This window comes from Raineyella sp. W15-4, assembly GCF_033170155.1.
Taxonomy (GTDB): Bacteria; Actinomycetota; Actinomycetes; order Propionibacteriales; family Propionibacteriaceae; genus Raineyella.
Window position 1 is genome coordinate 3534870 of sequence record NZ_CP137079.1, and the last position, 21241, is coordinate 3556110.

The window sequence follows — 21241 nt, forward strand, 5'->3', positions numbered from 1 at the left end:
CCCTCCCCTCAGATCAGGTCCCAGGACAGCGCGGTCCCCCGGGCCACGTCCCGGCGGAACGTACGCCCCTCGACCACCGAGAACAGGTCCGGAGCCAGCCCCAGGGCGGGGCGTACGGAGCGGACGTTGTCGGGACCGACCACCTCGCCGGCAGCGACGTCGCGGGTGACGTAGAGCGAGCGGCGGAACCGCAGGCCCTCCGCCTCGGCGTCGCGGGCGCCGATCACCGGCTCGCCGAGCGCCTGCCAGGCCGTCCGGGTCTCCCGGACCAGCGCAGCCAGTTCCGGGCCCTCGAGGGAGAAGGCGGAGTCGACCCCGCCGGAGGCGCGGTCGGTGGTGACGTGCTTCTCGACCAGCACCGCGCCGAACGCGACCGAGGCGATCGCCGCGCCGATGCCGAGGGTGTGGTCGGACAGCCCGATCATCGTCCCGAACGCGTCCCGCATCACCGGGATGCCGCGCAGGTTGGAGTCGCGCGGGTCGGCCGGGTAGGAGGTGGTGCAGGACAGCACGACGATCTGCTCGTTGCCGACCGCCCGGGCGGCCTCGACGGCGGCGTTGATCTCGCCGAGGGAGGCCATCCCGGTGGAGATGATGATCGGCTTGCCGCAGGCGGCGGCCCGCCGGATCAGCGGCAGGTCGACGATCTCGGAGGAGGCGATCTTGTACGCCGGCACGCCGAGCGACTCCAGGAAGTCCACGGCGGTCGGGTCGAACGGGCTGGAGAAGGCCAGCAGACCCCGTTCGGCGGCGCGGTCGAAGATCGGCTGGTGCCACTCCCAGGGGGTGTGCGCCTCCTGGTACAGGTCGTACAACCGCCGGCCACCCCACAGCTCGTGGTCGTCCTTGAGCCGGAAGTCGGGGCTGTCGACGTCGAGGGTGATAGTGTCGGCGGTGTAGGTCTGCAGCTTGACCGCGTGGGCACCGGCGTCGGCGGCCAGGTCGACGATGGCCAGCGCCTTGTCCAGCGAGCCGTCGTGGTTGCCGGACATCTCGGCGATGATGAACGGCTCGTGGCCGGGGCCGATCGCGGTGTGGCCGATACGGATCTCGTCCAGCATCTTCACTTCTCCTGGGGCTGTGCGGGGGGTTCGGACGGCTCGGTGGGGTGCGGCGGCCGTGCGCCGGGCTGCCGGCCCGGCTCCGGCCTCGGGCTCGGCCCCGGCTGGGCGGCCGGCCGCGGCGGTGTCGGCCGCGGCACCGCGGGCCGGGTCCGGCGGACGTGGTGGACCAGGGTCGGGGTGCCGTCGATGTCGCGGACGTACGTCTCCACCTCGGCGAAGCCCTGCCGGCGGTTGAACGAGCGGACCGCCTCGTTGGCGTCGAGGACCTCGGCCTCCATCACGGTGATCCGGCGCCCTTTGTCGCGCAGCGCGTCGACGTACGTCAGCGCGTCGCGCTGGATCTGGATCCAGGCGGGCAGCAGCTCACCGCGCGCGGTGAGGCCGGCGTTGTCTAGGTAGTAGCCCCACCACAGGGTGCCGGCGTCCCAGTCGATGTCCCACAGCGACACGACCCCGGCGGGGATCCTGCCGCGCTCGTAGATCAACACCGTACGGGTGGGGTCGGCCGCCACCCGCTGCCACCACGCGGCGTGCTCGGCGGGACCGATCTCGTGCTGGGTGAGCGACACGGCGCGCACCTCGGGGTGATTGCGCCAGCTCCGGACAGGCTCACGGTCCTCGTCGGTGGCGGGACGCAGCATGATGACCTCCTGGCGGGGCCCGGGCTCGGGCCGGTGGGCTCGACGCCCTACGGTAGCGCGCCGGCGCGTGGGGTGGCCCCGGTGATGCTCGTCAGCGACCGCCGTCCGCACGGACGGCGCCTTCCGCACCAACGGCAGCGTCCAGGATGCGGTGGGTGAGCACCGCATGACCGTCGTCATCCCGGTGCAGGCGGAGCCGTCGGTCGCCGGCCACCGTCGCGATCCCCGGGCCGGACAGCATGACCGGCTCGGCCTCGGTCGCTCCCTCGCGACGGAACAGCACCCGTCGGGTCGCCGCCCGGCCGACCGGGTCGTCGGCGGGGTCATCGGCCAGCAGCGCGTCCACCGCGACCCGGGCGACGTGGTCGACGACCGGGGTCTCGACGGCGGGCGTCGGCCAGGGCCGATCCACCACGACGGTGCCCGTCGAGTGGACGGTGTGCACCCTGATCATCCCGTCGTCCAGGTCGAGCCGGTCGATCACCGGCACCCGGCGCACCCGGCTGAACGCCAGCGCGCCGTCCCGGATGACGGCCTGCAGCCAGTAGCCGGCGCGACGTACGCCGTGCAGCTGGTCCTCGGCGACGGGCACCCCTCCGGTCCAGGACAGCGGGCCGGCCTGGATGGTGATCCGCAGCGGGGTGGTGCCGGTGAGCCGGGCCAGGTCGGCGGTGTCGACGGTGACGTCGAGCTGGATGCCGCCCGGCAGGGTCGACGTCTTCACGGCCGGCCGGACCGGCCCGACGGTCGCCTGGGCGGTGGCGACCAGCGCCAGTGGCTTCGGCAGCGGCAGGGTGAGACGGTAGTGGAAAGCGTCCGGCAACACGATCAGGTCGGCGAGCCGGGCCTGCCGCGGCCGGGACGGGAGGGCACGCCGGACGGCCGTGAGGCCTTTGCGGGCCGCCCGGACCGGCAGCGGTCGGGGGGTCTTCCCGGCGGCGGTGACGACCTCGGGGGTCCGGTCGCCGGCGCGGTACCGCGCGATCGCCAGCGCCTGCTCGAGGTCGCCGGTCCGCAGCGCGGCGTACGCCCGGCGCAGGTCCGGCACCGCCAGGGCGATCCGGTCGGGGTCGATCCGCTCGGCGAGGTCGGCGGCGAGCGGCCGCATCTCGGTACGGTCCGCGGGGCCGGCGGCCACCAGTGAGCCGAGCACTTCACGGAGGTCCACGTCGACGAAGTGGCTGTGGACCAGTTCGCGCAGCTCGTCGTCGCCGTGCCCGTCGACCAGGTCCAGCACGGTGACGGCGGCGGTCACCCGGTCGCGGACGTTGTGCACCCGGTCACCCTGCTGGGAGATCGAGTCGCCGGAGGGCCGTTCCCGCCAGACGTAGACCGGGTCGGGCAGCAGGTCGACCGCCCGCGCCTCGAGATGGGCCCGGATCGCGACCGGGTAGTCCTCGAAGAGCATCGCCGGGAAGGTGAAGCCGTGGTCGTCCCAGAAGCTGCGGCGCCACAGTTTGTTCCACACCATCCGGTCACGCATCAGCAACGGCACCTCGCGGATGCCGGTCCGCTGCAGCCGTTCGGCGAACGGCTCCCGATGCGCCCAGGACGTCTCCAGGCCGCGCTGCAGACCGAGCCGCCAGACGTTCGCCCCGGCGAAGTCGGAGCCGGACTCCTCCAGGCTGGTGGCGAGTTGCTCGAACGCCCGGGGGGCGAGCAGGTCGTCGCTGTCGACGAACATCAGGTAGCGGCCGGATGCGTGGCGGATGCCCAAGTTGCGGGCCGGGCCCGGGCCGCTCCGCTCCTGGCGGACGATCCGGAACCGCGGGTCGGTGGCACAGACCTCGGCGGCGACCTGCCCGGACCGGTCGGCGGAACCGTCGTCGACGAGGATCACCTCGAAATCGCCGAGGGTCTGGCGGCGGATCGAGTCCAGGCAGTCCCGGATGTACCCCTCCACCCCGCAGAACGGCACGACGGCGCTCACCAGTGGGCTCACAGGACCTCCTCGCAGCGGATGCCTGCATCGTAGTGGCGCGGAGCCCGGCCGCCGCATCGACGAGGAGTCGGCACGGCATCGACGGCCGGCCGTGGCACTGGGGCCCCGGCGCCACGCTGCTAGAGTCAGTCTGGGGGTATGTCCGTCACCGGTCGGCAGTAGGAGGAGTGTGGACCAGACCAACCACTGGTACGGTCACGCGCACATCCTCGCCGAGTACGCCGGCCTCGATCCCGAGAGCCCGCCACCGATCCGAGGGATCGTCCAGCACGGGTGGACCTTCGTCCACGGCTTCGGCTACCACAACACCGACTGGAGCATGGCCAAGTTCGCCTGGTCCGACGTCTGTCGTCGCCGGGGCGAGGCGATCGGCTGGCGCAACTACCTGGTGATCGGGGCCCCTTATCTCTATCTCATGGAGATCCTCGATGATCCGCACCAGGAACGCGAGGGAACGATCTGGTACCCCTTCCACGGGACCCTCGACTACGAGACGGTGCAGGGCAGCCACCAGGCGCTGATCGACGAGATCCGCGACACGGAGGAGGGCCCGGTGACGATGTGCCTCTACTACGTCGAGTACGAGGACCCGGAGATCCGCGGGCTGTACGAGGACGCCGGCTTCCGGGTGATCACTCACGGGCATCGCGGCCGGATGTGGCAGGGCACCGACCGGTTCTTCCTCTTCCGGCAGCTGGGCGAGCTGCGCCGCCACCGGCGGGTCGCCTCGAACCGGCTGACCACTGCGGTGTTGTACGGCGTCGCGGCCGGATGCGAGCCGGCGGTCTACGGCGACCCGATGGAGTTCGTCGGGGCCAAGGCCGGCTTCGACGGCACCGGCCTGTTGGAGGCGACCCTGCCGGATCTGTTCGGCAAACGGATCGACCTCGAGCTGGCCCGCGCGACGACCCGGACGGAGCTGGGTGCCGACTTCGTGATGTCCCCCGAGGAACTGCGCTACGTGTTGGGATGGCAGGAACCATGGCTCGCATCGTCGAACTGACCTATCCGGACAACGTCACCCTGTTGCCGGGGGCGACCCAGAACTGGCGGGATCTCCCGGACGACCGTAGATCCCGGGAGGACGCCGACCCGGGGACGACCGCCGGCACGGCCGAGGACGCCGAGCTGTCCGGCACCCGCAGCGACCGAGTGGCCGCCATCGGCCTCGACCCGGCCGAGGCCGACGAGTCCCCCGACAGCTACGTCACCCCCGACGCCGGCGACATCCCGGGGCCCGGGGCGGCCTCCCCGCTGCTGCACGGCATCGTCGACCGGCTGTTCGCGACCCTGCCGGCAGCCGCACGGCGGTGCCTGGTGATCGGGCCGCACGATCCGCGACTGCTGGCCCGGATCGCCGAGCGGGTGACCGAACTCACCGTGGTGGTCCGGGCGATCCCGGACGCCGCCACGATCGGCACCGCGCTGCCACAGGCCACCGTGTTGTGCGGCAACCTCGCCGCGGCACGCCGCCGCGGGGGAACGTACGACCTGGTCCTTGCCCTGGACGACGTGACCCGGGTGCACTCGCTGGAGGATGCGCCACGGAGCTGGCGCGAACTGGCCGATGAGGTCGTCGCCTGCGTCGCCACGGGCGGCACCCTGGCCCTCGGCCTCGAGAACGATCTGGGGCTGCACCGGGTGCTGGCTCCCGAGGCGGAGAGCTCGCGGGACCTGGACGGCAACTGGTCGCCGCTGGCCAGCTGGGACGCCAGCCGTCCCCGGACGCCGGAGCAGGTCGCGGAGTTCGCGGCCGCAGTCGGCGCCATGCTGGCGGGCGTGCGCTCGGCCGACCGTACGATCCCCACCGGCCCGACCTCCTACCAGGTCTTCCCGGACTGGCGCGCCCCGCACACCGCGGGCACCCGGCTGGACGAGGCCGCCGGGCCGCTGCGTGACCTGCTGGCCGCCCTCGCCGGACGCCCGGTCACCGACCGGCCCCCGGCTCCCGGCCTGTTGCAGCGGCGCGCCGTCGCGATGGCCGACCGCTGGCCCGACGTCTGCGCCGGCTGGGTCCTGCTCTGGGGCCCGGGCGCGCCGACCGAAGAAGTGCCGGCCCTGTTGCAGGCCAGGGGCGACGGCCGGACGATCCGCTGGGTCGCCGCGCCGGACGGCCGGGTCCGCCGGACACCGGTCCCCGATCACGACATCCCGGGCTCCACCGACATCCCGGGCCCCACCGGCATCCCTAGCCACCCCGAGGTCCCGGACCCGAGCCCGGTCGCCGTGCCCCCGCTGGGCCGCACCCTGCTGCTCGACCTGGTCGAGGCCGCGACCGAGTCCGACACACCGCGACTGCGCCGGCTGTTGGGCGGCTGGCGGCGCTGGCTGGAGTCGCACGCCGCCGACGGTGTGCTGCCCGCCGCGTACGCCGACGCCCGCTTCGGCAACCTGCTGGCCGGCACCGATACCGATCCCGCCCCGGTCCCGCTGGAGCCGGCGGCCGCCCCCGCCGGGCTGCCCGAGGTGATCTGGGTGGCCCTGGCCGACCTGCTGGCGACCTGGCGGGCGGCCGGCATCCGGACCCCATGGCCGACCTCGATGCATCCGCACACCGTGTTCCGGGCGCTCGCCGCCATGGCCGCGGTCCCCGCCCCCGACGACGTCGCCCGATACTGGCCGCGTCCGGATCGCGGGACGCCCGAGGACCGTCCGATGACCCGGCAGGAGATGATGGCGGTGATCACCCGGCAACGCGAACAGCTGCACGGCGCCTGGTCGCGGTTCCACTGGGACGAGAAGCAGTACCTGACCTACCGCGCCGAGACGTTCGCCGGACGCGTCGCCCGCCGACTGAAGCGGGAGGCCGTCCGAGGGGCGCGTACCCTGACCGGCCGCGACGACGCGGAATGACCCGGCGACCGGCGTCCTGAACGACCGGTCCCCACCCCCAGCGGACACGACGCGGAAGGATCCTGCATGACGTCACCCAAGACCACGGTGCCCGCCGGCGGTCAGGACGCGGAGCGCACCGAGCGGACGTCGGGGCGGCTGGCGAAGCGGTACGCCGCGCTGCTCGAGATCCTCGGCCCGACCGTCCAGCGGCCGGGGGTGGTCGTCGGCTTCCTCTCCACCCTCGCCCTGGCGATGAGCGCGCTGATGCCCAAGGAGAGCAAGCAGTACGACCTGCCGCTCCTGTTCGGTTTCATCCGTGACTGGATGAACCGGGGCGTCGGCGTCGCCTTCGCCGTCTGCGGCGGGATCCTGTTGGCGCTGGCGTGGATCCAGGCGCGTCCGCGGGCCCACCACCCGGTGGCCCGCCCGCTGGCCCAAACGATGGCGATCGCCGGCATCTGGTCTCTCCCCCTCATCTTCGCCCTGCCGTTCGGCAGTCTCGACGGCTATGCGTACCTGGACCAGGGCTGGCAGCTGAACCACCACCTCAGCCCGTACAAGATCGGCCTGGCGACGGACCTCGGCCCGTTCGCCGGGCACGTGTCGTACGTGTGGGTGGGCACCACGACGGTCTATCCCCCGCTCGCCCTCCGGTTCGGACAGCTCGCCGTGCTGATCGGCGGCTCCCACCCGTACTGGTCGCTGGTCGCCCTGCACCTGCTGGACCTGTTCTCCCTGCTGCTGGGCGCCTGGGCGGTGAAGCGCCTGGCGGCCGGCATGGGCCGGAACGTCCCCAAGGCGCTGTGGTGGTACCTCAACCCGCTGATGATCATCTCCGGCATCGGTGGGCTCCACCACGAGCTGCTGATGACCTCGCTGATGCTGGTCGGACTGATGCTGGCCCGGACCCGCTACGGCATCGTCACCGGCAGCGTCGCCATCGCCGTCGCCGCCGCGGTGAAGCAGCCGGCCGTCTTCGTGCTGCCGGCACTGGTGATCGCCACCCTTCCCGCGGCGGTGGCACTCGCCGGTGGGGTACGGATGTGGGTCCAGATCGCCTGGCGCGCGGTCGTCTCCGCTGCCGTCGTGGCGGCCGGCTTCGCCGCCGTTACCTGGGCCTCCGGGCTGGGTTACGGCTGGCGGGACGCGCTCGGTGTTCCCGGGAGCACGTTCACCCTGTCCCCCACGGCCATCCTCGGCCAGGTCGTCGGTTTCTTCTACCGCCACGCCACCGGGGTGAAACTCGGCCAGGGCGTCGCGAATGATCCGGTCGGGATGGTCGTCGCCGGCATCGTCGCGATCTGGTTCGTCATCGAGATCGTCCGCCTCAGCCCGCACCGCTGGCCCACGCTGGCCTGGGTCGGGTCGCTGGCGTTCGGGCTTGCCTCGCCCAGCCTGTGGCCGTGGTACCTCATTCCTATCCCGGTGATGTTCGGCCTGGAGCGGCACGACCAGGACGACGTACGTCGCCGGATCGCCTTCGTCCTGGGTCTCTCCTTCGCCCAGGTGGTGATCGAGAACACCGGCTTCCAGCGGTACGGCAGCCTGGCGGCGGCCCTCATCCTGGCCGTCTCGTGGCTCTACTTCTCCCGTCTGCACCCGGGCATTGCCCGCTCCCTGACCGACCGTACGCCCGGCCCGGCCCGGCTTGCCGGCCCGGACGAGGGAGCCCTGCGCCCCGAGGCATGAGCCCCGGCACGGGAGGGCGACGGACGACCCGGGGTCGGCGCGCTCGGTAGAGTGGGCGCGTCACCCGTACGCCCCTCCAGGAAGCCGAGAGCATGAGCCGACTCAGCCGCGACCAGATCCGCACCATGATGGCCGAGGTGCTGGCGAACCAGGGCAAGGCACTACCTGCCGACGACGCCGCGGCACTGGATGCGATCGGCTTCCGCTCCCTGGACTTCTCCGAATTGGCGCTCTCGGTGGAGGACGAACTGGGCACCGAGCTGAACTTCGACGCCCCCGGCCTGCGATCGATCACGACGGTCTCCGACGTCCTGGACTTCATCGAGCAGTTGCAGAGCGCCTGATGTCAACGGGCACCCCCCGCGGAGCCGGCAATCGAATCGTCGCCCGCGACTTCACCGGCAGCTGGGCCGACCTGGGGACGTACGCCCTGCCGCCGGCCGCCGCGGTGTTCGTCAGCGACCACGCCGAGGCGGCCCACACGGTCTGGACCCACGCGACGACCACCCGGGAGACGCTGGTGGCCTCGGTGACGCGGGCGGAGGAGGACCTGCTCGCGGCGCTGCGGGCCGATGGCCTGGCCATCGCCCGGACCGCGGGGGCAGCCGTCGAGGTCGAGGTCGCACCCGACGCCGCCGGCAGTCGGCCCGCCGATCCGGGCCGGCTCTGGCTGCTCACCTCCGGATCGACCGGGCGGCCCAAGCGGGTCGCGCACACCCTCGCCTCGCTCACCACCGTCACCGGCGACCAGCCGGCCCGCACCTGGCTGTGTCCCTACACCCCCGGCGCGTACGCCTGGTGGCAACTGGTCACGCTCTCCCTGGCACACCCGGGCAACGACCTGGTCTTCGTCGAGCCCGACCAGTTGGAGGAATGGCCGCAGCTGGCGTTGGAGCACGGGGTGACGGCCGCCTCGGGTACGCCGACCTTCTGGCGCCAGGCGATCGTCCGGTCCGGGGAGGTTATGGCGCAGCTGCCGCTGGAACAGGTCACCCTCGGCGGGGAGCCCGTCGACCAGGCGATCCTCGGCCGACTGCACGAGATCTACCCGGCCGCCCGGATCTCCTGGATCTATGCCTCCTCGGAGGCCGGCGCGGCGATCGCCGTGCACGACGGGCGGGCCGGGTTCCCGGTGGCCTGGCTGGACCGCCACGCGGCGGACCGGCCCCGGCTGAGCGTCGTCGACGGCGAGCTCGTCATCGCCTCGCCCTACCGCGCCGAGGGGATGGCTCCCGACCTGCACACCGGTGACCGGGCGGAGCTGCGCGACGACCGGGTGCTGATCGTCGGGCGGCTGGCGTCGGACGAGATCAACGTCGGCGGTTCGAAGGTGTCGGCCGCGGCGGTGCGTACGGTCCTGTTGGGCCACCCGGCGGTCGCCTGGGCCGCGGTGCGGGGCCGCAGGGCGCCGATCGTCGGGCAGATGGTCACCGCCGAGGTCGTGCTGGTCCCCGGGGCCGGCGCGACGACCGAGGACCTGGCCGCCTGGTGCGCGGCCCGGCTGCCCGACTACGCCGTGCCGCGGCGGCTGAAGATCCTTACCCGAATCCCGCTCAAGGAGAGCCTGAAGTCCGATGTCTGATCCCGTCGCCACCCCGGACCCCGCCGCGCCCCGCACCGGGATGATCCCCACCGACAGCGCACCGGCCACGGCCGCCGACACCGCGGTCCCGCCGGCCCGGGTGGTGCTGATCTCCGGCGGTTCGCGCGGTCTGGGCCTGGCGCTGGTGCGGATGGTGCTGGCCTCCGGCGCGAGGGTCGCCACCTTCGCCCGGACGATCACCCCGGAGCTGGCGGCCCTCGCCGAGGCGTTCCCCGAGCATGCGTACGTCGCCCCGGTCGACATCACCGACGTCGCGGCCGTCACCGGCTTCGTCAAGGAGGCGAGCGCGAGACTGGGCCGGATCGACGGGCTGATCAACAACGCTGCGGTCGGCCAGGACTCGATGCACCTGCAGACCTCGCCGGCCGACATCGCCCGGATCGTCGAGACCAACCTCACCGCGCCGCTGATCCTGACCCGCGCGGTGCTGCGGACGATGATCCGCCGCAACGGCCGCGGGCGGATCATCATGATCACCTCGGTCGGCGCGCAGCGCGGCTACGCCGGGCTCACCACGTACGCCGCCACCAAGGGCGGCCTGGACGCGGCGGTGCGGACCCTGGCCCGGGAGCTGCACGGCCGGGTGCTGGTGAACTCGATCGCTCCCGGCTTCTTCGCCTCCGAGATGAGCTCGGTGCTGGGCTCCGACCAACTGGCGGCCATCACCCGGCGGACGCCGTCCGGCCGGCTGGTCGAGCCGGAGAACATCGTGCCGATCGCCCGGATGCTGCTGTTCGAGGACACCGACCTCAACGGTCAGGTGATCACCGTCGACGGCGGCAGCTCGATCTGACCGTGGGAGCTGGCTGACTCGGATCCTCGCGGATCTCGGCCTGAGGGGCTCTCGGGACTCGCGGTGGCCCGTTCGATCCCGGCCGGCGCCTTCGATCGAATATCCCGCTGAGCCCGGCGCATCCTGCCGATCCAGCCGATCCAGCATGGCCCACCGATCCGGCACGACCGAAAATCCCAGGTCTGTCATCGAGCGAGAGATTCACCCCCCTGGTGACACCGGTCGGGCCCTCGCGGGCCGCGGCGGCACCCGCCATCCGGGACGGACACACGCAGCTGCACGGGACAGCGCCTCGACCCTCCTGCGACAGATCACACCGCGACACCGGAGTCCGTCACCCGGGGGGTGAAACGCGAGTTCGACAACAGACCTGGGACGCGAGACCTGGGACGCGACGGTCCACCCCGAAGCCCCTCAGGACCCTCCGCCCCGGCATCTCCCGCGAGCGCCCCCGGCAGAACACTCACCCAGGACCGGGCCGGTGTGAGGCGGTTCCTGGACACTCATCACCACCCCGGCGGCGGTCTCGATCCGGCGGACCGGGCCGACCAGGATCGTCCGGGCGATCAGGTAGCTGACCGGGACAGCCAGGAGGGTGGCGATCAGTGGCGCGACCTTCTGGTCCCAACCGAGCACCTCGACCATCAGCACCACCCCACCCGACGAGAGCACGATATTGGGGAGGCTGGACAGCGGAAACAGGACGAACCCGCGCCAGGTCGGCCGCACGCGGTAGGTGAACCGGCAGTTGAGCAGGAAGGACACCACGACGCCGCCGGCCCAGCCGAGGACGTACGCCACGAGGTAGGGCATCAGCAGCCGCAGACCCAGATACGCGACGTACGACACGCCGGTGTTGACCAGCCCGACGAGACAGAACACCAGCACGGGCCGCAGCCGGGGCAGGGTTCCCGGGAGGCGGCCCGGTGCCCCGGCCGCCGGACCGATGACGACGGCCGGCCCGTCGGTGGTGTCCCGGACGGGCGACGCCGCCGACGGACCGGTCATCGCGACCCGACCTCGGGGTGGAGCGGGCTCGGCTCGACGTCGGGTCCCGTCCCGAAGCCGGTCGGGGCCGCCGCCCGCGCGGCGACACCGTATTGCGCCCGGACGCCGTAGAGCGGGCGGCCCTTGACTTCGGTGTAGATGCGGCCGACGTACGACCCGATGATGCCGGTCATCAGTGTCTGGACCCCACCGACGAACAACACCGCGATGATGGTGAACGTCCAGCCGGAGACCACGGCCTCGGGGTAGACGAGCTTGCGGATCAGTGCGTAGACGATGCCGACCAGGGCCAGGACGGCCATCGTGGTCCCGATCCGGGAGATCAGCCGCAACGGCTTGCTGGAGAAGCCCATGATGCCGTCGGCGGCGAAGCGGATCATCGTCCGGAGGGGGTAGCCCGAGACGCCGGCGTGACGCTCGCGCCGATCGAAGAGCACCGCCTTCTGCCGGTAGCCGATCTCGGCGACCATGCCGCGCAGGAAACGGTCATGTTCGCCGTAGCGCCTCAGCTGACCGGCCACCTTGGCGTCGATCAGGCGGAAGTCGCCGGTGTCGCGCGGGATGTCGATCTCCGACAGACCGTTGAGGACCCGGTAGTACACCGCGGCGGTGATCCGCTTGAAGGCGGTGTCGCGTCGGCTGCGACGCTGGGCGTAGACCACGTCCCAGCCGTTCTCCCACTCGCGGACCAGTTCCAGGCTCACCTCGGGAGGGTCCTGCAGGTCGGCGTCCATGATGACGATCGCGTCCCCGACGGCGGCGTCGATGCCCGCAGTGACGGCGATCTGGTGGCCGTAGTTGCGGGCGAAGTCGACCACCCGGACCCGAGGATCGTGGGCGGCGATCGCGAGCAGGATGTCGAGGGAGGCATCCCGGCTGCCGTCGTTGACGAAGACGAACTCCACCTGGTGGTCGAGCTCACGGACGACCTGCTGCATCGCCCGGTAGAGCACGCCGATGTTGCCCTCCTCGTTGAAGATCGGGAACACGTACGAGATCAGCGCCTCCGGTGCCCTGCGCTGCCGGTCGACTGCGGTCTGGTCCATCACGGTCACCTTTCCCTGGCCTCACCTGCCGGACATGCGTCCAGACTCGGCCGGGTTCTTGTGACGGACACGTGCCCGTCGTGAGCGGTTCCTGTTCGTCCGCACAGGAATCGCGGCGGCGCCCGAGCGGGACGTCAGCGCCGGCCGCGGCGCGAAGGGATGGGCCCCGGCGGCCGACGCCGCGCCCGACGCGATCACAGGGATCTCGGGGGCCGAACGAGTCGGATAGCCTGTGCCCGAGCCGTCCCCCGGAGGTCCCGCCATGTCACTGCCCACCGTTGCCGCCGTCGTGCTGTCCCAGGGCACCCGGCCCACCGAGCTCGCCACGGCGTTGGAGACGCTGCTGGCGCAGACCGGGGTCGACCTCGACGTGGTCGTCGTCGGCAACGCCTGGCGGCCGGAGGGCCTGCCCGACGGGGTGCGGACGCACTACGAGCCGGAGAACCTCGGCATCCCCGAGGGCCGCAACGTCGGGGCCCGGCTGGCGACCGGCGACTACATCCTGTTCTACGACGACGACGCCTGGCTGCCCGAGCCGGACACCCTGGCCCGGATGATCGCGGTGATGGAGTCCGACCCGCACATCGCCATCGTCCAGCCCCGCCCGACGGATCCCGACGGCAGGCCGGGCCCGCGGCGCTGGGTGCCACGCCTCGACCCCCGGACCGCCGACCGCGGCGGCGACACGGTGGTCTTCTGGGAGGGCGTGCACCTGGAGCGGCGCACTGCGTTCGAGCAGGTCGGCGGCTGGCCGGGGCATTTCTTCTACGGCCACGAGGGCATCGACCTGGCGATACGGCTGCTGGACGCGGGCTGGCGGATCACGTACGCACCGGGGATCCGGGTGCACCACCCGGCACTGCCGGCGAGCCGGCATGCGGTGTTCTACCGGATGAACGCCCGCAACCGGGTCTGGGTCGCCCGCCGCAACCTGCCCCGCCCGCTCGGCTGGGCGTACGTCACGACCTGGGTGCTGATCACCCTGGCTCGGGTGCACGACCGGGCGGCGCTGAAGATCTGGTTCCAAGGGCTGCGTGAGGGCTGGACCACCGACCCCGGCCCCCGCCACCCGGTCTCCTGGCGCACGGTGGCCCGGATGACGGCCCTGGGCCGTCCGCCGGTCATCTGAGCGACCTGATGCCGTACGGCGCCGATCGGCCCCCGGCCCTGGCCGAGATCGCCCTCTCCACCGAGAGCCCGGCGCGGCTCCGTGGACCGCAGGGAGGCACCCGCCCGGCGTACGGTTCGCCCACCCGTACCCACCTGCCGGACGGCACGGTGCTGTCCTGGCGACCCGCCGACCTGTCCGTTGTCGAGCGGTACGCCCTCGACGCCGAGTACACCGACCAGCGGGTGCCGGCGGCCCTGGCGCGGCGCTTCGGGCGGGAGGACTTCTGGACCCGGTGGACCCGGGCGGAGGTCTGCGCCAAGCTCACCGACACCCCGATCCTGGTGTGGATCGGCACTCACGGGCTGCCGGCCGATCCGGCGGCGGGCACCGGGCTGCGGGTGCACACCGTCGACCTGCCGGGGCTCGGCGGGCGGACGATCCGGGTGAGTACCGGCGCGGCTGACCGATCGGTGGCCGGCGACCGACCGGTAGCCTGACGCGGTGAGCCACCAGGAGGTACGCCGATGACCGAACGGCCGGTCGCCGTGACCCTGTCCGGGGTGCGCAACCGCACCCATCTCGTCCATGCCGCGTCGTACGTCCGGCACCTCCTCGACAGCAGGGCCGGCGAGGTGGTGGTCCGGAGCCTGGGGACCGGCGGGTTCCTGGGGCGAACGACAGTGACGGCGGAGGACGTAATCGGCTTCCTGCCCGACGATCCGCGGCTCACCGTGCGGACCGGTCCCGATCCCGCGGCGCTGGCGCCCGGGCGTGAGGCGGACTGGGTCTATCTGGCGGTCGGTGCCCCCGGCATCAAGCCGTGGGCCCGGATGGTCGTCCACCAGCCGCTACACCGCCCACACGTGGTGGTGGTCGACGAGGGGTTGGGGACGTACGGCACCTGGCGCACCCGCCGCGATGCCTGGGTCCGTCAGGGCGGCGGCCGGCTCTGGCCGACCCTGCGAGCGGTCGCCGTGTCGACCGCCGTCGCCCGGCTCACCGACGAGCGCTGGGCCCTCTATCTGCGGGACGGGCTCCACGAGCCGACACGGTGGCGGGTCAACCCGCCGGTGGCTGACGAGTTCCGCCGCCGGGTGCCGGCGCCCGGGGCCCGGACAGATCGCGCGGTCTATCTGGCGCAGCCGTGGGTGGCCCTGGGCCTGATGCCGGCCGAGGACTACCTCGCCCATCTGCGGGAGATCGGTGCCGCGGCCGCCGCGGCGGGACTCGGCTTCGTGGTCCGGCCGCATCCGGCCGATCCCGACGGTCTGTACCGGGACCTGCCGGTCGCCGTGGGCCACGGCCCGGCAGAGATGGATCCCGAGGTGGTGGCGGCGCGGGTGGCGCTCGGCGCCACCAGCACCGCGCTGCTCAACCTCGCCGCGCTCTACGGCACCACGGCCGTCCGCGTCCGCCACCCGCTGCTGGCCCATCTCGACCGCGAGCTGGGACCCGACCAGCGCTCGCTGCTCGACCAGTTCGTGCCGCTGACAGCGGCCGCCGAGGACCTGGCCCCGCTGCTCGCGCGCTGAGGAACGCAGACCCCCGATCCACGCGGGCCGTCCGGCCGATACCCGCAGACAGCCGATACCCACAGACAGCCGATATCCACAGAAAGTCATAGGAAGCCGCCGTCCGGCCACCGGGCCCGGACGGTTCCGCCCTGTCGGGAGAGCCGGTACGGCGGCGTTCTGGGTGGGGCGCCATCGGCGGCGAACCCCCACCCGAGGCGGTCGACCGCCCCTCCACCGCACGGCCGGCTGGCCGCCCCTCCATTAGAGTCGGACCCAGTCGGGCCGGGCCACCGGGTCGGTGGGCGCCTGTCGCGAGCGGATCGTCGGTCCGTGTGTTGCTCACCGCTCGGCCGTACGCGCCGCGTCCGGCGGCCCGACGCAGCACGCCCAGGTCGCACGCCCCGGACACTCCGGTGAGGTCCGGACACCGGCGGCCCCCTCGATACAGGACAGACGATGACCCAGGACACGAACCAGACCGGACCGTACGACCCCCAGGGCCCGGAGCGCTATCGCTACCGCCCACAGCGGTCACAGACCTCGGCCGATGCTGCCGCGGACGGCGCCGAGGAATCGACCCACATCTGGGCCGAGGGGATCGGCCTGGGCGGCGAGGACCGTGACGGCACCTCGACGAGCCGCCCCACCGGCTATGCCGCCGCCAGCCAGCCGACCGGTCAGGCCTCCCCCCGGCAGTCGTATGCGCAAGGCTCCCCGGAACAGTCGTACGGCCAGCCGCAGCCCTATCCGAGCCGGGCCTACCCGGAACAGGCCTACCCGAGCCAGGGCTATCCCGACCAGACTTACAGTCGACCCCAGCCCGGGCAGGGCTATCCCGACCAGGCCTACAGTCAGCCCCAGCCCGGGCAGGCCCAGCCCTACGGCGGGCCGTCCTATCCCGGCCAGACATCCGGCCAGACATCCGGCCAGACATCCGGGCAGCCCTCCGGCGGTGAGGCCTTCGGGCGGCCCGGTTCGCCCGACTCCGGGCAGTCGTACGGCCAGGCCTCCCCCTCCGGCCCGTACGACGATGACGCCCAGCAGACGTCTTTTCTGCTGTCGCGCGGTCTCGGCAGGTCGACCGACCCGACACCGCGCGAGGCATCGACCGACGGTCCGTTCGCCGCCTTGCGGGATCTCTCCTTCGCCGAGCCCGCTGCACCGAAGGTGACCAAGTACCTCTACGTCCTCCTGGTCGTCGCCGGAGTGCTCTACTGGGTCGGAGCCATGGTCTCCGGCTTCTCCATCGGCGGCGCAGCGGGGCTCGCCGCCACGGTGGGCGGTGCGGTGGCACTGGCGGCGTGGATCCTGCTGGTCCGGATCACGCTGGAGGTCGCCCTGTCGGTGATCCGGCTCGGCGAGGACACCCGGACGATCCGGGAGAAGCTCGGGGCCGCCGATCCCGACAGCGACCGGGCCTCCACGGCGGACGCGACACCGGCCCCGGGCGCCGCCGCCCAGGATCCGGGCGACGAGACGGCCCAGTGACGACACGAGCGTCCGCGGTATCTCCTCGGCGGGTGCGTCACCAGGTCCCTGCCGAACACGGTCAGGCGCCGAAGGCGCGCCCGGCGAGTTCGACGTCGGCTGCCAGCACGAGGTCCGTGGCGCTGTGCCCGATCGCCACGGCATGGCGCCCGGCTTCGATCCGCCAGCAGCCGGTGACTCCGTCGGCGCCGTCATAGCGGGCGAGCAGTCGAGGCTCGGCCTCGACCGTCACCCGCCGCGATTCCCCGGGCTCGAGCCCGACCCGGGCGAACTCGAGCAGCCGCAGTCGCTGCTGTCCGGCCGCCTCGGTGAGGTACAGCTGGGGTACGTCGGCCCCGGCCCGGTCGCCGGTGTTGCGGATCGTGAAGGTCGCGGTGACCGTGTCCCCGGCCTCGACCTGCAGGTCGGCGTACCCGAACGTGGTGTAGCTCAGGCCGTGGCCGAACGGGAACAGCGGCTCCTCGCCTCGCTCGGCGAGCCAGCGGTAGCCCACGTCGGAGCCCTCCTGGTAGTGGACCGTGGTGGGCGTGCCCCATCCGGTGTCGAGGCCATCGAGGACCGGCCGCGGGTGCTGGTCGAGGCTCCTGGGGAAGGTCACCGGCAGGTGTCCCGACGGATTCACCGCTCCGGTCAGCACCTCGGCGATGGCCTGCCCGCCGGCCTGGCCCGGATACCACGCCTCGACGACCGCCCGGACCCTGTCGAGCCACGGCATGTCCACCGGGTTGCCGGTCTCCAGCACGACGACGGTGTTGGGGTTCGCCTCGGCGACCGCCTCGATCACCGCGTCCTGTCCCCAGGGCAGGCTGAGATCGGCGTTGTCGAATCCTTCGCCCTCGACCCGGATGCCGAAGACGACGGCGACGTCCGCCCGGCGGGCGCTCATCGCCGCCTCGGCCGGGCTCATCCCGGGGTCGAACTCGAGGTGTGCCCCGGGCAGCAGCTTCTGGAGCTCGGCCAGGGGCGCGCCCGGCAGCAGGTAGAGGTTGCGCCCTTCGCCCATCCCCCCGTGGGCACCACCGATCCGGACCACCTCGGCATACCCGCCGGGCGGGGTCACCGCGCTGGAGCCGCACCCGGTGACGACGCCCACCTGGGCGTGACCGCCGATGACACAGATCCGCGGGTGTGCCGCCAACGGAAGGAGCCCGTCGTTCTTGAGCAGCACGATGCCCTGACGGGCCGTGTCCAGCGCGATCCGGTGGTGCGCGGCCAGGTCGACCTCGGGGGCGGGCCCCCAGTGGTCGACGCCGATGGCGTAGATCGACCGGAGGATGCGCCGCACCATGTCGGACAGCCGCTCGGATGGGACCCTGCCGTCGGCGTACGCCGCCCGGAGGTCGTCGGTGAACGCCTCGGCCTGCCACAGCATCTTGTCGACCTGCAGCCCTGATTCCTGGTCGAGACCGGCGAGCGCGAACTCCCAGGACGGTGTCGCACCCCAGTCCGACATCACCCATCCCGGAAAGTCCCAGACGCCCTTCAGGATGTCCTCGATCAGGATGCGGTTGCCGCCGGCGTAGGCGCCGTTGATCTTGTTGTAGCCCGTCATCACCGCGCCGGGGTGCGACCACTCGATCGCGAGCTCGAAGGCCAGCAGATCGGACTCCCGGTGCGCGGCGGGGTCGATGATCGCGTCGAGCCAGTGCCGGTTCGTCTCGTTGCAGTTGAGGGAGTAGTGCTTGACCGTGGAGATGACGCCTTCGGCCTGGATGCCGTTGACCGACGCCGCCGCCAGCACGGCGCTGAGCAGGGGGTCCTCGGAGAGGTACTCGAAGTTGCGGCCGTTGCGCGGGTCGCGGGCGAGATTGAGGCCACCGGCGAGCTGGACGTTGAAGCCACGCGAGCGGGCCTCCCGTCCCAGCAGCGTGCCGGAGGTGCGCGCGAGGGCGGGGCTGAAGGTCGAGCCCAGCAGGATCCCGGCGGGCAGTGCGGTGGCGGTGTCACCGGGTCGATACCCGGGATTGGTCACGCCGAGGCTGGCATCGCTCATCAGCAGGGCGGGCACGCCGAGCCGCTCGACACCCGGCACGTAGCCCGCGCTCATCGGGACGCCGTCGGGGATCCGCGGGTCCTTCACCGGCAGCACGGGGTTCGTCCCCATCACGCTGACCAGCAGCGAGAACCGCTCGTCGTCCGTCATCAGTGCCTCGGTCCGCCGCGCCCTCTCCGCAGCGTCGGGACCAGTGTCAGGTCGTGCGTCTCGTACGTCGCTGCTCATCACGCGCCTCTTTCGTGGTCGGGCAAGTCCGGTTCGAGCATGACCCAATTCTGTACGCTTGTAAAGTAGTCAGTGTGCCCGGAGCAAGGCCTCCAGCTCCCGGCCGCCGCGTACGTTGAGCAGACCGAAGAAGTACCGAGCGAGGTCGGCGCCGACGTCGACCTCCCGAGGCGCGTAGAACCACTGCAGTTGGAGGCCATCGGTGAGGGCGACCCCGACCCGCGCCGCCTCCACGGGATCGGCGCCCGGCGTCAGCAGACCCTGCTCGGCGAGTGCTGTGAACACCGCAACGAGCGTGTCGCGGAGACGGCCGTACCTCCACACCATGTGCGCATGCGCAGGATGACCTGGCTCCCACGCCTCCGCAGCAAGCATCAGGAAGACCTCGGAGTCGCGCGGATCCGAACGACGATGCTCGAACAGCCGGCACACCCCGGCGAGGAACTGCATCGGTGCTGCGGGGGCAGCGTCGAGCATTGCGGCGAAGTTGCTCTCCTGGCGTTTCAGCACCGCCGCGAGCAGTTCCGCCTTCGTGGGGAAGTGGAAGGTGATCGTGGCGTGCGACACGCCGATCCGCTGCGCCACCTCGCGGATCGACGCGGACGCGTAGCCGACCTCGCCGAAGACCACGGTCGCGGCTGCCAGGATCTGCTCCCGCCGGACACTCGACTTCGTGTAGGGGCCACGCTCATGCGTCACCTTCGGTTCAGCGGATCCAGATCCACCACGGGCGCGGCTCACGGGACCTCCAGTCGGCAGTTCCCGCACAGCCTACGTCGGCGACGCGCGTCACCCCCGATCGGCATCCGGTCGACGCAGCGTCGGGCGCGGCCGACGACACCCGGCCCCGTCCGACGACACCCGACCTCAGAACAACAGCGCCAGCGCCGGATCCGCCAGCAGCCGGGCGACGTCGGCGAGGAACTTGGAGCCGCCCTCGCCGTCGACCAGCCGGTGGTCGAAGGACACCGCCAGAGTGGTGACCCACCGCGGTTCGATCCGCTCCTCCGACCCGTGCCCGACGACCCAGGGACGCCGCGAGATCGCCCCGAGGCAGAGGATCCCGGACTCGCCGTTGTTGAGGATCGGGGTGCCCGCATCCACCCCGAACACCCCGACGTTGGTGATCGTGAACGTGCCGCCGCGCAGGTCGGCGGGGGACGTACGACCGTCCCTGGCGGTCCGGGTCAGCTCACCGAAGTGCCGGGCCAGCTCGAGCAGGCCCATCTGGTCAGCGCCCTTGATGTTGGGCACCAGCAGCCCCCGGGGCGTCGCCGCGGCCACGCCGAGGTTGACATCGCCGTAGTAGATGATCTCCTGCGCCTCCTCGTCCCACCGGGCGTTCAGCTCGGGGTTGGTGCGCAGGGCCAGGCAGGCGGCCTTCGCCACCATCAGCATCGGCGAGACCCGTACGTCGCTGAACTCCCGCGCGTCCCGGAGGCGTTCGACGAGGTCCATCGTCGCGCTGACGTCGCAGGTCAGCCATTCGGTGACGTGCGGAGCGGTGAACAGCGACTTCGTCACCGCCTGGGCGGTCGCCTTGCGGACGCCGCGCACCGGCACCCGTCCGTACGACAGCTTGGGCGGGCCGGCGAGGTACTCCTGTTCCGGACCGGTGACCTGGGCCACCGCCGGCACCGGCGGCTCCACCCGTGGGGTCACCTCGGCGGGCCGGCTGCCGGCGGCGAGCCAGGCATCCACGTCGGCGTACGTGATGGTCCCGCCGGGGCCGGTGCCAGGGACGTCGCGGAGGCGTACGCCGCGGTCCCGGGCGTACTTGCGGACCGGCGGCTTGGCCATCGCGGGCCCCGGCTTGCGGGGGCGGCGGGCGGTGGCGGCGGCTTCGGGACCGTAGCCAACCAGGTTCGCGGAGGCCGCCCCGGGTGCTGCGGTGGCCGGTGTCTCAACAGCCGGTGTCACCGCAACCGGTGTCTCAGCAGCCGGTGTCTCGACGGCCGATGTCGCGACGGGCGCCTCGACCACCGGTGCTGCGGCCGCGGCGGCCGGCTGGTCCTCGAGTCCCTGGTCCGGCCCCTCCCCGTCGTCGCCGTCGTCGTCGATCACGATGATCGGCGTGCCGACCTCGACGGTCTGACCCACCTCGACCAGCACAGCTTCGACCCGGCCTGCCCACGGGCTGGGCAGCTCGACCAGGGACTTGCTGGTCTCGACCTCGACGATCGGGTCGTTGACCTTCACCTCGTCGCCGACGGCGACCAGCCAGCTGACGATCTCGGCCTCGGTGAGGCCCTCGCCGGGATCGGGCAGGGGGAAACGCTTCATGGG

General features: G+C 72.3%; 18 protein-coding genes. 10 read left to right on the forward strand and 8 right to left on the reverse strand.

Features of this window, described 5'->3' with window-relative positions; translation table 11 throughout:
• Positions 1–8 precede the first annotated feature (8 nt).
• From pseI to R0145_RS16340, 3 genes are all read right to left on the reverse strand, one after another.
• A complete protein-coding gene (pseI, locus tag R0145_RS16330; RefSeq protein WP_317838009.1) occupies positions 9–1061 on the reverse strand; it encodes a pseudaminic acid synthase in 1053 nt (350 codons plus the stop codon).
• A gap of 2 nt (positions 1062–1063) precedes the next feature.
• Positions 1064–1705: a GNAT family N-acetyltransferase gene (locus R0145_RS16335; protein ID WP_317838010.1), complete on the reverse strand. Its 642-nt coding sequence runs from the start codon at positions 1703–1705 to the stop codon at positions 1064–1066.
• A gap of 91 nt (positions 1706–1796) precedes the next feature.
• Entirely contained in the window at positions 1797–3647 is a 1851-nt protein-coding gene (locus tag R0145_RS16340; protein ID WP_317838011.1) for a glycosyltransferase family 2 protein, read from the reverse strand.
• A gap of 169 nt (positions 3648–3816) precedes the next feature.
• Here R0145_RS16340 and R0145_RS16345 point away from each other — a divergent pair, with 169 nt between their 5' ends.
• From R0145_RS16345 to R0145_RS16370, 6 genes are all read left to right on the forward strand, one after another.
• The gene (locus R0145_RS16345) at positions 3817–4650 is read left to right on the forward strand and encodes a hypothetical protein (RefSeq protein WP_317838012.1); all 834 of its coding nucleotides are present in this window, start codon (positions 3817–3819) and stop codon (positions 4648–4650) included.
• The gene (locus R0145_RS16350; RefSeq protein WP_317838013.1) at positions 4629–6500 is read left to right on the forward strand and encodes a hypothetical protein; all 1872 of its coding nucleotides are present in this window, start codon (positions 4629–4631) and stop codon (positions 6498–6500) included. Before R0145_RS16345 ends, R0145_RS16350 begins: the two co-directional genes overlap by 22 nt.
• A 66-nt stretch (positions 6501–6566) precedes the next feature.
• Complete coding sequence (gene mptB, locus R0145_RS16355; protein ID WP_317838014.1) at positions 6567–8171, forward strand: polyprenol phosphomannose-dependent alpha 1,6 mannosyltransferase MptB; 1605 nt, start codon at positions 6567–6569, stop codon at positions 8169–8171.
• A 92-nt stretch (positions 8172–8263) separates the two neighbouring features.
• Positions 8264–8515 carry a phosphopantetheine-binding protein gene (locus R0145_RS16360; protein ID WP_317838015.1) on the forward strand — a complete coding sequence of 84 codons (252 nt, stop codon included), beginning with the start codon at positions 8264–8266 and terminating at the stop codon, positions 8513–8515.
• Entirely contained in the window at positions 8515–9753 is a 1239-nt protein-coding gene (locus tag R0145_RS16365) for a long-chain fatty acid--CoA ligase (protein ID WP_317838016.1), read from the forward strand. Before R0145_RS16360 ends, R0145_RS16365 begins: the two co-directional genes overlap by 1 nt.
• On the forward strand, positions 9746–10567 hold the full coding sequence (locus R0145_RS16370; RefSeq protein WP_317838017.1) for an SDR family NAD(P)-dependent oxidoreductase: 822 nt from the start codon (positions 9746–9748) through the stop codon (positions 10565–10567). Before R0145_RS16365 ends, R0145_RS16370 begins: the two co-directional genes overlap by 8 nt.
• 414 nt (positions 10568–10981) lie before the next feature.
• Here R0145_RS16370 and R0145_RS16375 read toward each other — a convergent pair whose 3' ends face one another.
• Together R0145_RS16375 and R0145_RS16380 are read right to left on the reverse strand one after the other, a co-directional pair.
• Positions 10982–11575, reverse strand: coding sequence for a GtrA family protein (locus R0145_RS16375; protein ID WP_317838018.1), 594 nt, complete (start codon positions 11573–11575; stop codon positions 10982–10984).
• Positions 11572–12621 carry a glycosyltransferase family 2 protein gene (locus tag R0145_RS16380; protein WP_317838019.1) on the reverse strand — a complete coding sequence of 350 codons (1050 nt, stop codon included), beginning with the start codon at positions 12619–12621 and terminating at the stop codon, positions 11572–11574. Before R0145_RS16380 ends, R0145_RS16375 begins: the two co-directional genes overlap by 4 nt.
• A gap of 262 nt (positions 12622–12883) precedes the next feature.
• Here R0145_RS16380 and R0145_RS16385 point away from each other — a divergent pair, with 262 nt between their 5' ends.
• From R0145_RS16385 to R0145_RS16400, 4 genes are all read left to right on the forward strand, one after another.
• Entirely contained in the window at positions 12884–13750 is an 867-nt protein-coding gene (locus R0145_RS16385; RefSeq protein ID WP_317838020.1) for a glycosyltransferase family 2 protein, read from the forward strand.
• Between the two features lie 8 nt (positions 13751–13758).
• Positions 13759–14229, forward strand: coding sequence for a hypothetical protein (locus tag R0145_RS16390; protein WP_317838021.1), 471 nt, complete (start codon positions 13759–13761; stop codon positions 14227–14229).
• Positions 14230–14256: 27 nt separating this feature from the next.
• The gene (locus R0145_RS16395; protein WP_317838022.1) at positions 14257–15264 is read left to right on the forward strand and encodes a hypothetical protein; all 1008 of its coding nucleotides are present in this window, start codon (positions 14257–14259) and stop codon (positions 15262–15264) included.
• Positions 15265–15702: 438 nt separating this feature from the next.
• Positions 15703–16734 (forward strand): DUF4282 domain-containing protein, encoded by a 1032-nt coding sequence (locus R0145_RS16400; protein WP_317838023.1) that lies wholly within the window; start codon positions 15703–15705, stop codon positions 16732–16734.
• A gap of 61 nt (positions 16735–16795) precedes the next feature.
• On the opposite strand, the gene R0145_RS16405 is transcribed toward R0145_RS16400, so the two are convergent.
• The 3 genes from R0145_RS16405 to R0145_RS16415 form a co-directional block, all read right to left on the reverse strand.
• Complete coding sequence (locus tag R0145_RS16405) at positions 16796–18877, reverse strand: beta-glucosidase (protein ID WP_317838024.1); 2082 nt, start codon at positions 18875–18877, stop codon at positions 16796–16798.
• A 147-nt stretch (positions 18878–19024) separates the two neighbouring features.
• Entirely contained in the window at positions 19025–19654 is a 630-nt protein-coding gene (locus R0145_RS16410) for a TetR/AcrR family transcriptional regulator (protein WP_317838025.1), read from the reverse strand.
• A 168-nt stretch (positions 19655–19822) separates the two neighbouring features.
• Positions 19823–21238: a dihydrolipoamide acetyltransferase family protein gene (locus R0145_RS16415; protein WP_317838026.1), complete on the reverse strand. Its 1416-nt coding sequence runs from the start codon at positions 21236–21238 to the stop codon at positions 19823–19825.
• Positions 21239–21241 lie beyond the last annotated feature (3 nt).